Annotated in this window: 15 protein-coding genes; 1 reads left to right on the forward strand and 14 read right to left on the reverse strand. The window is 27.9% G+C overall.

What is annotated here, in order from left to right:
* Positions 1 to 25 precede the first annotated feature (25 nt).
* From LEQ07_RS02995 to LEQ07_RS03060, 14 genes are all read right to left on the reverse strand, one after another.
* On the reverse strand, positions 26 to 169 hold the full coding sequence (locus LEQ07_RS02995; RefSeq protein WP_142730124.1) for a DUF4177 domain-containing protein: 144 nt from the start codon (positions 167 to 169) through the stop codon (positions 26 to 28).
* Between the two features lie 19 nt (positions 170 to 188).
* Positions 189 to 1,334 (reverse strand): DUF362 domain-containing protein, encoded by a 1,146-nt coding sequence (locus LEQ07_RS03000; protein WP_046823963.1) that lies wholly within the window; start codon positions 1,332 to 1,334, stop codon positions 189 to 191.
* A 178-nt stretch (positions 1,335 to 1,512) separates the two neighbouring features.
* Positions 1,513 to 4,107: an ATP-dependent chaperone ClpB gene (gene clpB, locus LEQ07_RS03005; protein ID WP_263329480.1), complete on the reverse strand. Its 2,595-nt coding sequence runs from the start codon at positions 4,105 to 4,107 to the stop codon at positions 1,513 to 1,515.
* 311 nt (positions 4,108 to 4,418) lie between these two features.
* On the reverse strand, positions 4,419 to 4,748 hold the full coding sequence (locus LEQ07_RS03010; RefSeq protein WP_263329481.1) for a hypothetical protein: 330 nt from the start codon (positions 4,746 to 4,748) through the stop codon (positions 4,419 to 4,421).
* 172 nt (positions 4,749 to 4,920) lie between these two features.
* Positions 4,921 to 5,220: a (2Fe-2S)-binding protein gene (locus tag LEQ07_RS03015; protein ID WP_046824293.1), complete on the reverse strand. Its 300-nt coding sequence runs from the start codon at positions 5,218 to 5,220 to the stop codon at positions 4,921 to 4,923.
* A gap of 481 nt (positions 5,221 to 5,701) precedes the next feature.
* On the reverse strand, positions 5,702 to 9,103 hold the full coding sequence (locus LEQ07_RS03020) for a bifunctional 2',3'-cyclic-nucleotide 2'-phosphodiesterase/3'-nucleotidase (RefSeq protein WP_317852001.1): 3,402 nt from the start codon (positions 9,101 to 9,103) through the stop codon (positions 5,702 to 5,704).
* A complete protein-coding gene (locus LEQ07_RS03025) occupies positions 9,104 to 9,352 on the reverse strand; it encodes a hypothetical protein (RefSeq protein WP_263329483.1) in 249 nt (82 codons plus the stop codon).
* Positions 9,353 to 9,873: 521 nt separating this feature from the next.
* Positions 9,874 to 10,653: a TDT family transporter gene (locus LEQ07_RS03030; RefSeq protein ID WP_263329484.1), complete on the reverse strand. Its 780-nt coding sequence runs from the start codon at positions 10,651 to 10,653 to the stop codon at positions 9,874 to 9,876.
* Positions 10,646 to 10,855 carry a hypothetical protein gene (locus tag LEQ07_RS03035; protein WP_263329485.1) on the reverse strand — a complete coding sequence of 70 codons (210 nt, stop codon included), beginning with the start codon at positions 10,853 to 10,855 and terminating at the stop codon, positions 10,646 to 10,648. The genes LEQ07_RS03030 and LEQ07_RS03035 overlap by 8 nt, the downstream gene beginning before the upstream one ends.
* 12 nt (positions 10,856 to 10,867) lie before the next feature.
* Positions 10,868 to 11,317 (reverse strand): C-GCAxxG-C-C family protein, encoded by a 450-nt coding sequence (locus tag LEQ07_RS03040; protein WP_226896712.1) that lies wholly within the window; start codon positions 11,315 to 11,317, stop codon positions 10,868 to 10,870.
* A 309-nt stretch (positions 11,318 to 11,626) separates the two neighbouring features.
* Positions 11,627 to 12,085 carry a hypothetical protein gene (locus tag LEQ07_RS03045; protein WP_046824447.1) on the reverse strand — a complete coding sequence of 153 codons (459 nt, stop codon included), beginning with the start codon at positions 12,083 to 12,085 and terminating at the stop codon, positions 11,627 to 11,629.
* Positions 12,086 to 12,174: 89 nt separating this feature from the next.
* A complete protein-coding gene (locus tag LEQ07_RS03050) occupies positions 12,175 to 12,462 on the reverse strand; it encodes a DUF503 domain-containing protein (RefSeq protein WP_263329486.1) in 288 nt (95 codons plus the stop codon).
* Between the two features lie 270 nt (positions 12,463 to 12,732).
* Positions 12,733 to 13,101 (reverse strand): dihydrofolate reductase family protein, encoded by a 369-nt coding sequence (locus tag LEQ07_RS03055; protein ID WP_332842864.1) that lies wholly within the window; start codon positions 13,099 to 13,101, stop codon positions 12,733 to 12,735.
* Positions 13,102 to 13,270: 169 nt separating this feature from the next.
* A complete protein-coding gene (locus LEQ07_RS03060) occupies positions 13,271 to 13,621 on the reverse strand; it encodes an SdpI family protein (protein ID WP_046823812.1) in 351 nt (116 codons plus the stop codon).
* Positions 13,622 to 13,823: 202 nt separating this feature from the next.
* Here LEQ07_RS03060 and LEQ07_RS03065 point away from each other — a divergent pair, with 202 nt between their 5' ends.
* Positions 13,824 to 15,098: a glycosyltransferase family 2 protein gene (locus LEQ07_RS03065; RefSeq protein ID WP_263329487.1), complete on the forward strand. Its 1,275-nt coding sequence runs from the start codon at positions 13,824 to 13,826 to the stop codon at positions 15,096 to 15,098.
* The last annotated feature ends 83 nt before the right edge of the window (positions 15,099 to 15,181 follow it).

Consider the following 15,181-nt stretch of genomic DNA (forward strand, 5'->3'; position numbering starts at 1 on the left):
ATTCATTTCAACTAGCCTTTTATGCTTATATATTTATTTCTCTCTTTAAATACTGTCTTCCACGTTGATCTATTGCTACTAATTCCCAACCTTCTTGACCATATTTGTTTAGTTCATCTTCTATATCTAATCCTTCAAGTGTTAATACTTGATATTCAAATCTTTTCATATTTACTCTCCAATTATTATTATTTTATTAACTTAAATACTATGCTTCGTTTTATATCTATAGCTTTTTTAGGACATAATTCATGGCAGCAAAAACATCTTATACATTTACTTAAATCTATTTCTATTTTTGAATCTAAACTTATAACCTTTGCTGGACATGCCTCTATACATTTTTTACATTTCACGCACTTATTGTAAGAAACAACTGGTTTTGGAGTTAATAATTTTGTAAGAGGTTCATGTATAAACTTAGGTAAAGTTGATGATAGTAATCTAAAATCTTTGCTTGTTTTTGGTATTTTAAAATCCTTTACAACAAATTGACTTATATCATCACCTATTGTTTTAACATCACTTAAATCGTTCTTTATGTATCCCCTTTTTATACTTCCTCTTACAGTTGGAACCTTGTTTATATCTAAATTTATAAGTTTGCAAGCTATTGAATCTAACGCATATGGACTTGTTGATACTAAGGTTGTTCCAATATGTCTCGGATTTCCTGCAGAAGGTCCTTCTCCTTCCATGCCAACAATTCCATCCATAATAGTTAGTGTTGGATTTACATATGAGCATATATCTAATAATACATCTTCACAAAATATTTCTTCACTTGGAAATCTATAATGTATTTCTGCTTTTTTTAATCCAGCAATAGATCCATATAGATTTTTAACTCCTCCAGTAAATGTAGCCATACCATGAGTCTTTAATTTACATATATTAATTATATGGTCAACTTCTTTTATTGGAGTTATTATATCCATAAATCTTAATGCTTTAGAGTTTTCATTTTCTACTTTTACTTCACTCACATCATAGTTTAGAGTTATTCCTAATTCATCCGCTATATCTTTCATCCCAGTTGATTTGTATATACCTTTTAAAGCTGATGTAGTATATGGCCCTCCTGGACTATCAGCAATTACTATCTCACAATTTAATTTAAGAAGCATTTCACATACAACTTTAACTACTATTGGATGTGTTGTTGTAGCTTCTTCTGGTATTTTTTTCATAAGTAAATTTGGTTTTATTAATACTTTGCTATTTGGGTTTATATATTTTTCTATTCCGCCAATATCTTCTAAGTTTTTCTCTATTGATTTTTTTATATTTTCATAGCAATAGTCATCACATTTCCTTATTGATACAAATTTCATAATAATCCCCTCTTTTAACCATTTAAATTACATTCTTTTTTTATTTTAGCATAAAAAAAATTTGGTACGTTTATATTTAAAGTTATATAGCGTTACAATTTTGTCACTCAAAATTTAAAATTACACAAAAAGTACTACCTAAGTTTTAGGTAGTACTTTTCAATCTTGTTTCATTAAACTATTTTACATATATGTTTATATTTTCATTTTCTTCATCAACTACTATAGTGCATCCGTTATATATTTCTCCTGCTATTAACTTTTTAGCTATCATAGTTTCTAGTACATTACTTATATATCTTTTTAATGGTCTAGCTCCGTAAATTGGATCATATCCTTCTTTAACCATTATGTCTTTTGCTCTTTCTGTAACTTCAATTTCTATGCTCTTATCTTGTAATCTATTTCTTAAAGATTTCATAAAGATGTCTATAATTTGTTTTATTCCTTCTTTATCTAATGGTTTAAACATTATAATATCATCAACTCTATTTAAGAATTCTGGCTTAAATCTTCTCTTCATTTCGTTCATAACTAATTCTTTAGCTTCATCATTAATATCTTCTCCAGCTTCTAATAAATATGAGCTACCTATATTTGAAGTCATTATTATGATAGTATTTTTAAAATCTACTGTTTTGCCTTTATTGTCAGTAAGTCTTCCATCATCTAATATTTGAAGGAATAAGTTAAATACATCCTCATGTGCTTTCTCTATCTCATCAAATAATAATACAGAATATGGATTTCTTCTTACAGCTTCTGTCAATTGTCCACCTTCCTCATATCCTACATATCCTGGAGGAGGCCCTATAAGTCTTGATACTGCATGTTTTTCCATGTATTCTGACATATCAATCCTTATAATATTGTCTTCACTATCAAATAGTTTGTTAGCTAGAGTTTTAGCAAGCTCTGTTTTACCTACCCCCGTAGGTCCTAAGAATATAAATGAACCTATTGGCTTATTCTCATCTTTAAGTCCTGCACGAGCACGTATTACCGCATTACTTACAGCAGTTACAGCTTCGTCTTGTCCAATTACTCTTTTGTGTAGTTCATCTTCTAACTTTAATAGTTTTTCTCTTTCTCCCTCTACAAGTTTAGTAACTGGTATACCTGTCCACTTAGCAACTATTTGAGAAATTTCATTTTCTGTTACTTCTTCTTTTAATAAAGCATTTTCATAGCTTTCTTGCATTTTTTCTTCATGTGCCTTTATTTGTTCTTCTAATTTAGGTATTACTCCATATTTTAGTTCTGCTGCTTTGTTAAAGTCATACTCTCTCTCATATTTTTCAACATTTCCTTTAGCTTCATCAAGCTGTTCTTTTAAATTTCTTATTTCTAATATTTGACTTTTCTCTTTTTCATACTTAGCAGTCATTTCGTCGTTTTTAGATTTTAATTCAGCTAATTCTTTTCCTAGTTTTTCAAGTCTTTCTTTACTTTTCTCATCATTTTCTTTTAGCAATGCTTCTCTTTCTGTTTCTAATGTTAATAACTTTCTTCTCACTGTATCAAGCTCTGTTGGAAGAGAATCTATCTCACTTCTAATCATAGCTCCAGCTTCGTCTATTAAATCTATAGCTTTATCTGGTAAAAATCTATCTTGTATATATCTATCCGATAATTTTGCAGCTGCAATTATAGCATTATCATGTATTCTTATTCCATGATGAATTTCAAATCTTTCTTTAAGTCCACGAAGTATTGAAATTGTATCATTAACACTAGGTTCTTCAGCCATAACTGGTTGGAAACGTCTTTCAAGAGCCTTGTCTTTTTCAATATATTGTCTATACTCATCAAAAGTAGTTGCTCCTATACAGTTTAGTTCTCCACGAGCTAACATAGGTTTTATTAAATTTCCTGCATCCATTGCTCCATCAGTTTTTCCAGCTCCAACTATTGTGTGTATCTCATCTATAAATAAAATTATCTTACCTTCTGCACCTTGTACCTCTTTAAGAACTGCTTTTAATCTTTCTTCAAACTCACCTCTATATTTAGCCCCTGCAATTAAAGATCCCATATCTAATGAGAATATTACTTTATCCTTTAATCCTTCAGGGACATCGCCTCTAACTATTCTTTCAGCTAGTCCTTCTACTATGGCTGTTTTACCAACTCCTGGCTCTCCTATTAATACAGGATTGTTTTTAGTTCTTCTTGATAATATTCTTATAACTCTTCTTATTTCTTCATCTCTTCCTATTACAGGGTCTAACTTGTTTTTCTTAGCTAATTCTACCAAGTTTGTAGCATATCTAGCTAATGCTTCATAAGTTCCTTCTGGATCTTGAGTTTCTACTCTTTGATTTCCTCTAACTTTTGATAGTACATTTAAAAAATCATTCTTATTTATATTATATTGCTTTAATATCTTACCTATATTTGTTTTTGATTCAACTTCCATTATTGCAATCATAACATGTTCTACACTTATATATGCATCTTTAAATTCTTTAGATATTTCTTCTGCTTTAATTAAAATTTCATTTATCTTTCTTGTAGCTGTTACTCCTTGTGAATTTATACCTTCACCATGTATTTGTGGTAATTTATTAAGTTCTGAATTTATACTGTTATTAAATGCATCAACAGACACGTTCATCTTTTCTAGTATATTTGGAATAAGACCATCCTCTTGATTTACAAGTGCACTTAATAGATGTATTGCATCCACTTGTTGATTATGATTTTTTACCGCTATATTAAAAGCTTCATTTAAGCCTTTTTGTACTCTTACTGTCATTTTTTCTATATTCATATACACAATACCTCCGTTATCTATAATATATATTAATTATTTATAAGTAATAATTTCTAAATTATTTTTATTATCACTCTTTATAATTGAGTGCTAACAAAGTTGTTATTAATATAATATATTTATGATTTAGCTTTGTCAATATATTTTTAAATTTTTATGTTTTTATATAAAATAAAGCTATATCTTAATATTAAGATATAGCTTTATTTTATATAATGCTTATTTTTCTCTTCTAATTTAATTCTATCAACTCATTTATTAAACCTTTAACCTTTTGATATACATCAGCCCCCCATTTTACAATACTACTACTTTCGTTGAATCCAAAACCATCCGAATTTTTCCAAATATATCAATATTATCTTTAATATTGTTTGGTAGTTCTTTAATTTTTCTATCTCATCTTCTCTGAAATCTTCATTTCCTATAAAGTCTTTTGTGAATCCAATTACATCAGAAGTAATATTTTCAACTGTTAAAGCTGCATTTTCTAGCATACTTGATATAGAATATTCTTTATTAGAATTTGATTTTTTAAAAAGGTTAAAATCTCCTAAGGATTCACATCCTGTAGTACTAAAAATAACAACTGATAAAGTTAATATTATAGCTAATTTTTTATATATTTTAATATTCATAAAATAATCTCCTTTAACTAATTTATAAATATATTTTAATATTTAAATCTTAAAGTAATCTTTCTTTAACCTTAAATAATTCTTAAAATTTATTTTTTCAAAACTGTCAAACCAAAAAAGGATATGTATTAATACATATCCCTTTTTAAAGCTATAATAAAATCATAATTAATTATCTTTTATTTTCTATGATATTTGATATAATTCCTTTACACCTTCCACATCCTGTACCTGCTTTAGTTACTTCTCCAACTTTTTCAACTGTATCAGCTCCATTTTTTACTGCTTCTACTATTGTTTCTATTGATACATTCTTACATTTACATGCATTTTTTATAAGAGTTTCTACTTCTTTAAGCTCTTCTTCATTTTCAATAACTATATCTGATATTTTTTTAAGTTCATCAACAGTTCTAGCTCCTTGTACTTGAGCTTTTCTTACTTTTAAATATTTTTCCATTTCTAATGCCATCTATATATCTCCTAATCTTTAGTTATTTTTTTAATGTATAAATTTTATTATTATATATATATCCATTATTAATAGATTATAAACAAAATTCTTAAAATTAAAAAGCACTGATTTGATAGTATTCACTTTCAAAATCAGTGCTTTTTTAGGAGTAATATCAAATTACATCCTATTCCTCTTTTGACTTTTATTAAATATAGTTTGCAATTTAGCTTGAACTCTAACCTTTGGACTTTAGACTAAAACTAACTGCACTCTAGTAGACCGAGGTTTTCTAGTAGATTCATTATATTTAATACGATACTTTTTCAAGTACCCAGTCACCATCACTCCCAAAGACACTACCAAAAGGTTAGATATAATCTAGCTTTTGCTTAGTAAGTGTTGGTTTGACAATCAACCTTAATTAACTGTCTGATTATATATTAACCATTATCATAAATAATATGTTATTTTAAATTTTAAATTTTTTTATTTTTAATTAATCAATTTTGCCATCAAAGTTCTGATCTAAATTTACTAAATTAGGATTTTTATTTATATCTGGTTTGTTTAATCCAATCGTTCCATCATTATCACTATCTAATTTTGAAAATGCTTCAGTATATTTTTCAAAAGCTTCTAAATCACTCATAATAACTTCATAGTTTACTTCTTTGAACGTAATAAATCCGTCTCCGCCTTGTGCTAAAAATATATTAGCTACAGTATTTATTTTCATATCATTTGTTACTTGTGTTTTATTTTCATCTTTTAAATTTATGCTATCTACTTTTACAACCCAGTTACCATTAACAAGTTCTGGGTGCCATTTATATGTAAATCCTTCTACTTGTAACATTCTTGGCCTATTGTATTTTCCTTGTTGCATACCAATTACCCAATCATGTATATTCTGAGTTTCTAAAATTGTTTTTAATTGTGCCCCACTTAATGTAAGCTTTGTTAAATCATTTCCAAATGGTTGTATTGTGTAAACATCTTCATATGTTACATCACCTTGTTGTAAATCAGCTCTTACTCCACCTATATTCATCATTGATATCTGAACATCTTCACCTTTTTCTTTAGCTGCCCATAGTTGAGCATCTGCTATCATTCTTCCAAGTTCTGATTCTCCATTTGCACCTTCTATATTTCTTGAAATAAATTCTTCTGCGAAACCTACTTTTCTTTCAAGTAAAGGTTTAACATCTTCCCTTGCTTTTTGAACCATAAGTGTGACAGCTTTATCTGTTGATATATTTTTAGGGTCTATTGGTAATATTTCTGCTTTTGAAGATACTACATCTCCACTTTCTTTATCTATAACCAAATCTATATCACTTATATTAGTAGATTTAGAATATGCTTGAGTTACTACTATATCATCTTTTCCTTCTCTTTTTACAACTGAGTTTGCAAACTGATGATTATCAGCTGCCATTATTACATCAACCTCATCATTTACCTTTCGAGATATATCATATATATCGCTACTTCCCTCTAAATCTACAAGTTTTCCTGTATCTTTATCTGTTAGCGCTGGCACATGAGATAATACTATTATAGTTTTTACACCTTGTTGCTGAAGCTCTTTAGTATATTTATCTATAGCACTCACCTCATCTATAAAGTCCACATCTTTTATACCTGCAGGTACAACTTTTCTTGCAGTATCTGTTGTTACTATACCTATTACACCTACTTTTACCCCATCAAATTCTTTTATAGTATATGGGCTTAGTATTGGCTCTCCTTTTTTTACTTCCTTATTTCCAAACTTCATATCTTTATTTGCTACAACGTTAGCCGTTACCCAATTAAAGCTTTGAGATCCTTCCCAATTAAGTCCTGATGAGTGAGTTCCGCCTTGTATTATCCTAGCTAATTCACTTGTGCCTTCATCATATTCATGATTTCCCGTAGTCACTACATCTACATTCATTTCTTTCATTATTTCTAAAGTTGGTTGGTCTTGTTTTAATGCTGTAACAGCAGGACTTCCTCCTACTGCATCTCCAGCTGAAAGTGTAAGTGTATTTTTATTTTCACTTTGTAATTTTTTTAAATACGCTGATAAATTATCTATACCTCCACCCAATTTAGAATCTACATCAAATTGCCCATGTAAATCATTAAACGATAACAATTGAACATCTACCGTATTTTTATCACCTTCTGCTTTGCTTAAATCATAAGCATAAGTAGCCATTTCATTGTCCAAATCTTTTACTTTTTTCACACTCGGTATATCATTTAAATAACTTTCTCCATTTTTATGAGAATTAAATAAAACTTTAGCATTTGTTTTTACTGGCTTGATTTTCCAGTTATTATCTTTTGAAGGAGTTATTTTTCCTGTTTCTTTTATGTAATTTATTACTGCTTGTCTGTTTTCATCAGGAGATGAGTAAACTACTTGTGCATCTTTAATTCCAGGGAAAGTTCCACTTGCTCTATAGTTATTAGTAACTACTAAAAATTCTTGATTTGGATCTAATTTTCTACCATTGTATTTTAAATTTGATATTCTTTGTGAATCTTGATTTATAGTATTTCCATTGCTATCATATTTGGCTTTTTTAGTTACATCTATTTCATATGTAAGACCTTCTATAGAATCAAAATTATATGATCTATATGCAGGATTAAACAATTGCTGATCTTCGTTTGAGGTAGGATTTATCGTGTTGTACATACCACTTGTCATTTCTAACCATTCTTTTATTTGTGCTCCATTTATCTTTAATATGCTTATAGTATTATCATATAAATACAAGTTTGATAAGTCTTTTATTTTAAGTTCTCCCGATTTTATATCTACATAGTTAGTTGAATCATTGAATTCTCGTCCTCCTGCTTTAAATGGAGCTGCTGCAGATAATATAGGTAAATCTTTATATTGTTTAAGTTCATCTTGTCCTTGTTCTATTTTGTTTTTAGCATACCACTTTTGAGCCTGTGCTACTAATTCAACTGATTCATTATCTGATACTAGTGAAAAGAAACTATTTAACTCTTTAGTGGTTTCTCCTACAGGCTTATTTATAAATTCTATTGTAGCTTCATGTGCTTTTTTCAAATCTTTATTTTTAGTTATAATCGGATTATTTTCTGGCTTTAATTCTTTTACATTTTTCCTTGATACCTTACTTTCTTTATCATTAACAACCCAAGTTTTTCCCTTTTGTTCCAATTTTAAATCAACTATTCCTAACTCTTTTCCCCAGTTAGCAGGCTGTATAATTTGAACTCCATTCATTTCTGTTTGTGTTGTTGAATGGGAGTGACCTGCTACAACAACATCTAACCCTTTTACTTTTGTTAATTGATATGCAGCATTTTCAGAGTTCATTATATGCTCATCACTCTCACCTGTTCCAGTGTGCGCTAAAGCTATTACTATATCAACCTTATGTTTTTCTTTCAATTTTTTGGTTATTTTCTCAACTGAAGTTTTCATATCTTCAACTTTAACTTTACCTTGTAAGTTTTTCTTATCCCAATTTAATATTTGAGGTGGCACAACTCCAGTTATTCCTATTTTAACTTTTTGTTTTTTACCGTTTGAATCTATTACTGTTTCATTTATTATATTATATGGATTGAATATATTCTTCCCATTGTTATCTAAAACGTTCGCATTAACAATATTTGTTCTCATTACATTTTTCTTTGTTATTTGTTTTAAAAAGTCAAGTCCATAATTAAATTCATGATTCCCTAATGTAGTTGCATCATAACCTAGTATATCTAACGCTTCATATACAGGGTATTTCTCTCCTGGTTTAACTTTTGTTTCTTCATTCATTGCATATACTGTGGATAATGGGTTCCCTTGTATTACATCTCCATTATCTACTAATATTGAGTTGTCTATATTTTGTTTTTGTATCTTTATCTACTTCTTTTTTGACTTTTCGATTATAGTTGATAATCTTGATAATCCAATGTTAGGATCTTGTTTATCTGTAAAATAATCATGATCCATTATATTAGCATGTAAATCCGTTGTAGCCATTATTCGAAAATCAACAGTTGAATTTTCCTTTTTTGCAGCTTCTGAAACTGTTGGTTGCATAATTGGTGCTATAACTCCTGCTGATATAGCTATTGCTGCTAGTCTTTTTACTCCCTTTTTATAACTCATAATTTCTCCCCTTTATAAAAACATTTCATTTAAATTTCACTATTATCCTATCAAATTGTTATAATAATATCAATATAATTTTATTTCAATAAATTTAAAATATATTATTTTAATCTTCATATTAAAAGAAAAAAGCACTGATTTGACAGCATTTGCTTTCAAAATCAGTGCTTTTTTAGGAGTAATATTAATTACATCCTATTCCTCTTTTGACTTTTATTAAATATAGTTTGCAATTTAGCTTGAAGTCTAATCTTTGGACTTTAGACTAAAACTAACTGCACTCTAGTAGACCGAGATTATCTAGTAGATTCATTATATCTAATATGATACTTTTTCAAGTACCAAGCCCCCATCACTCCCAAAGTCACTATCAAAAGATTAGAATTTATCTAGCTTTTAAATAGTAAGTAATGGTTTGACAATCAACCTTAATTAACTGTCTGATTATATATTAACCATTTCATTAAATTATATACGCATAATTTAAATTTTTTTAATTTTTATCATAGTTAATTATACTACTCCATAGCATTTACATTTTTAGATTTATTTGTATTAAATTTTTTATATAGAAATTCAACTGTCTTTATTACTATATATCCAATAACCAATATAGCTATTATAACTTGAACATATAAAAAGGCTCTAACCGTACTCTCTAGCTGAGATCCTACCTTACCCAGGTATTTTGCATATCTCTGAGATGCAACAACACTTATTCCAAGTGGGAAAGTAAGTGGAGCAAGACCTGGAGAATAAGGTAATTTTATAAGTTTTGGAAGTATTGTGTACCCATATAAAAGTGATATGTATGAAGCAGCTGCCAAAATACTTACAAACATAGCATTTGGCTTATCTGCAATTGCAAAATAAGCGGCTAAACATATATTTGCTGGAGCTACCATTATCATTAAAGTTGGAACTTTTGGTCCAGTTAGTTTTTCCATAGATAAAAGTCTGTACATCATAATAGGGAATAGTACTACAAATGCTATAAGTGAATAATAAAATAATGCTTTAGAAATTTCAGGCATATTCATAGGTTTACTTGTAACAGCTGCCAGGCCAATTCCTACAGTTGGAATAAACCAACTTGGAATCATATTTTCCATTTTGAAATCTTTAATCATATAAACTGCAAATATTATAAAAGTTAAAAAATGCAAAGCTGTTGCACCTAGCCATAATCCAATAGCTATTGATGGATTTATTTCCACTAAATAAACTGCTACTAACATAAGTGTCATAAATATAGTTGGATAAATACTTCCAGCCATTGGATGCTTTATTTCATTCATAACTTTTTTTTGGATGTAGTATTAACTTTATTAATAAAAATCCTATACATAATATTGAAAATATTACAGCTAGATGACGTACCCAAGTTACGTTAAACTCAAGTAATGCTGTGGATATACTCATAAACCCAAGTGCAATCCCAGCTATTGCAACAGGCATGTCTTCAAAATTTGACTTAACCTCTCTATTTTTAGCTTCCATATGTACACCTACTTATTTTAATTTTCCATCATCTATTAACTTTTCAGCTATATAAGCTGCAACTTCTCCTGTTATTTTAATACAGTGTGCTTTTCTTTCTGGTGATTGGAACTCAAAGTTTCTAGTCATCACTCTACAACAAGTACTTTTATATAGTTCTTTTATTCTATCGTGTAAATCAGCTGCATGTTTAAACATATCTTCATGCATTGCTTCTCCATGACATCTACCGTATACCATTCCTAATGCCATAACACCTCCACTTACAGCACCACAAAGACATCCTGATTTTCCTACACCAATTGGAAATCCTGAAGCTAACTTTGTAACTTCATCACTAAATGGTTTTCCTAGTTCATCATTTATAGTTTTTACAACTGCCTCTGAACAGAAAAATTCACCTCTTTCAAAATATCCCTCTGCTCTATTTCTTATTTCTGACACTCTTTGCTCTTTATTCACAAATTTCCCCTCCATTATACATTATTTTTATAATTTATACACTTATTATAATTTTTAATTTATTTTTTGTACAATTGATATTTTCTATATATATAGCTAATCTTATAGATTGTAACTATTAATTTATTATATAGTTTAGAATTATGTATTTTTTTGATTTTAATATTAAAGAAAGTGGTTTAGTGTTTAACAGATATTTGTTACAAATTCGAATATAGATTTAAAAATTGTGCTAAAAATCTAGTTAATATACAAATATCTACAATATAAAATTAAATATAAAAAGATATTAATTAAATTATGACTTTTTTATATTTTAATTTTATATACTCTTTCTAAAGTTTGCCTAAATTGATCTAATGCAAGGCTTCCTCCTTTATATTGAGCTACTGAATCTAAAAAATAAGCTTCGTAATTATTTTTATCTTCTAAATAAAGTAAAATTCCATTTATAGATAATCTATATATTGAGGCAATGTAAAAAATAGTATCTGTTTCTCTTCTTACAAGATTTGAATCTCCCTTAATGTAGTTAGTATTACATTTGTTAAATATACTACTTAAAATCTCCCCATCAAATTTAAGAGTCTTTTCCATAGATACTTTATCATACTCACAAGAAATAATTTTTTTGATAATCATATCTAAGTCATTCTGTACTCTAATCAAATCTTTAACGGACGACATTACATGTTCGCTAGGTTGTGAAAAGGTAATTGTAGTACATAGTAAAGTTAGAATTGCAGTTAATATAAATGTTTTTTTCATTATGACAAAAACTCCTTTTTAATATATACTACAATTAGATTTCTCATAAATATGAAATATATTCTTAATTATCACTATTTTTAATTTTTCTATATATTTAATACATCTTCATCAATATTAATAATTTCTGCATCTGTATTTGTTTCTATAAAATTTATTATATTTTCTTTATTACTATAACAAGTGCTTTGGTCTAAAGATATACCAATTACGCCAATTGTAATAATTTGATGTACATCTTGGTTTTCAATTTCAGCTACAGAAATATTAAATTTATTTTTTAATTTACTTGTTATACTCTTTACTACCATTCTTTTTTCTTTTAAAGAATGTACCCATACAGCCCTTAAATCAACTTTTAAAATATATATTTTCATATACTATTCCTTTCTAAAATACAAACTTAACTATATGTAATTATTATTATATTTAATCAAAATCATATTCATTTTACTTAAACATAAAATAAGTATACAAAGTCATAACTTCTTATCTTTTTGAATATCTAAGAATTACAACGCCCTCATCAGTAATATATTCATCTAAGTGTAAGTCTATTTTAGGATTATTCTCTAAAAATAATTTTCTTCCTTTACCCAATATCGTAGGTATAATACCTATTATATATTCATCTATAATATTAGCCTTTATAAATGGATCAATAGCTTACTTCCCAACTCCCAAAATAAATATTTCCATTTCCCTTTTTGTTTTTCTTCTTCAATTGTTTTTACTATATCACCTTTTATAAAATATATATTTTCATAATCTTTTAAGTCTTTCGATGTTGCAATATATACTTTTTTATTTTTAAAGTCTTTATGAAAGTTTTGATCATAACAATTTTTACCCATTACTACTACATCTATAGTGTCTAAAAAACCATTAAAATCCCATTTTTTCTCTGTATCTAAACTTTTATCTCCATCTCCAACTATCCAGTCAAATCCACCATCTTCAGATGCTATATATCCATCAATACTTATAGCTAAATTTAAAATTATTTTTCTACTCATTGTTTTGACCTCACTTTATTTTTTACTTATTATTTACTCATTTAGATTTTCGATGTAATTTTATTATAACTGTAATAGCTAATAACTTATTAACTATTTAAAATGAATGTTTCTATTAAAATACATAAAAGCATTTTATATTAATTAAAATGCCTTTTTTATGTATTTATTAAGCATTGTTGATTTTATAGATCTTATATAAATGATATTCAGTAAGTGATATTATAGCAAACATCAAAACAGTAAATGCCATTATTGATATTAAAATTGCATTACCAATATTAATATTAAATGTGTCTATTATGAAAAAGCATATAGTATATAAAACGCCTGATATTATACAAATCTTCCCCGAATATTCATTACCTTCTTTCCAATAATATCTGTTTCTTTTAGAGATTACAGACTTATATCCAAATCCATTAGGATACTCACCTGATAAGTATCTAATAGCAATCCCAATACCAATCATCAATATCCCTAAATGGTATGTATTGTTTGGATAATATGCTTGGATCATCAAACCCCTCCTCTCTTAACTCTAAATGTATATATATTCAAATTTTTAACAAATTATCCTTTATTTTTTAATTAGTACAAACCTATATATTTTACAAGCTTTATATATAATACCCACTCATTTACCTTAATTTTACACTAGAATTACTTTATTTTTTTATGTAATATTGTCTAAGTCTATAAAATCTAAGGCGGTGTTTAATATGGAAGAAGTAGTTAGTGAGACAAAAAAAGAAATTAAAAATGCCCCTGTCTATAACTCAAATGACTTAAATAATAATTTTAAAAATAATTCTAAAGTTTATATAAGTGTAAAGAGTAAATTTTTTATAAGCTTAATAATTTCTATATTGTGGACATTAATAGCAATAAATTTATCCAAACCTTGGATTGATGATTTATCCATTATACTTAATCACTTTTGGGCAGTATTTATAGTAAGTGGTATTGCTCTTATACCCGGTTTTATGAACATATTTTTAATAGTCAGTTTATTGTTAGACAAGCAGCCTGAATTGAACAATTATAATGCAGACGATGATATAACTCTTTTAATTTCTGCTTTCAATGAGGAGATTGGTATTTTTAATACTTTAAAATATGTTAGCAATCAAAACTATAATGGAAATATACACACAATAGTAATTGATAATAACTCCAATGATAAAACTGGCTCAGAGGTAAAAAGAGCTATGAAGGAATTAAATATGGATATCTTGTTATTGTCTGAACCTACTCCAGGAAAATTCAACGCACTTAATCATGGATTAAATCATGTAAATACAGAGTTTGTAATAACGTTAGATGCCGATACCTTAATTCATAAAAATGCTATAAGAAACCTTGTTGGAAGAATAAAATCTTCATCAGGTGAAGTTTGTGCTGTTGCTGGTTCAATGCTTGTTCGAAATAGTAGAGATAATTGGCTATCTAAAATCCAAGAATGGGATTACTTCTTAAGTATAGCATCCATTAAAAGAATGCAAGGATTATATCAAGGAACATTAGTTGCACAAGGGGCATTCTCCTTATATAAAACTGAGGTTGTATCTGAGCTAGGAGGATGGTCAGATGCTATAGGAGAAGATATAGTGCTTACGTGGAAGATACTTGCTAAAAACAAAAAGGTGTATTTTGAGCCTATGGCAATAGCATTTACAGATGTTCCAACAAAATTTTCACACTTCATAAAACAACGTTCAAGGTGGGCTAGAGGTATGATTGAGGGCCTTCGAGAAGTTAAACCCTGGAGACAGCCATCTATGTTTTCTAAATTTTTAACTGGAATAGATCTAATAATTCCATATATGGACCTTAGTTATACATTTTTCTGGATTCCAGGCTTAATTTTAGCTCTATTTTGGGGTAACTACGCTATAGTTGGCCCTATGATGTTATTAGTATTACCTCTTACTTTTATAAGTTTCGGTATACTATACCATTACCAATCTAATGTAGTTTTTAAAAACTTAAACTGAAAGTTAGAAAAAATTTAATTGGGTTTGTTTTATTTATTTTATGCTATCAACTTATCATGTCTCCAGTTTCTTTATGCGGATAC

Source organism: Paraclostridium sp. AKS73 (assembly GCF_025671395.1).
Taxonomy (GTDB): domain Bacteria; phylum Bacillota; class Clostridia; order Peptostreptococcales; family Peptostreptococcaceae; genus Paraclostridium; species Paraclostridium benzoelyticum.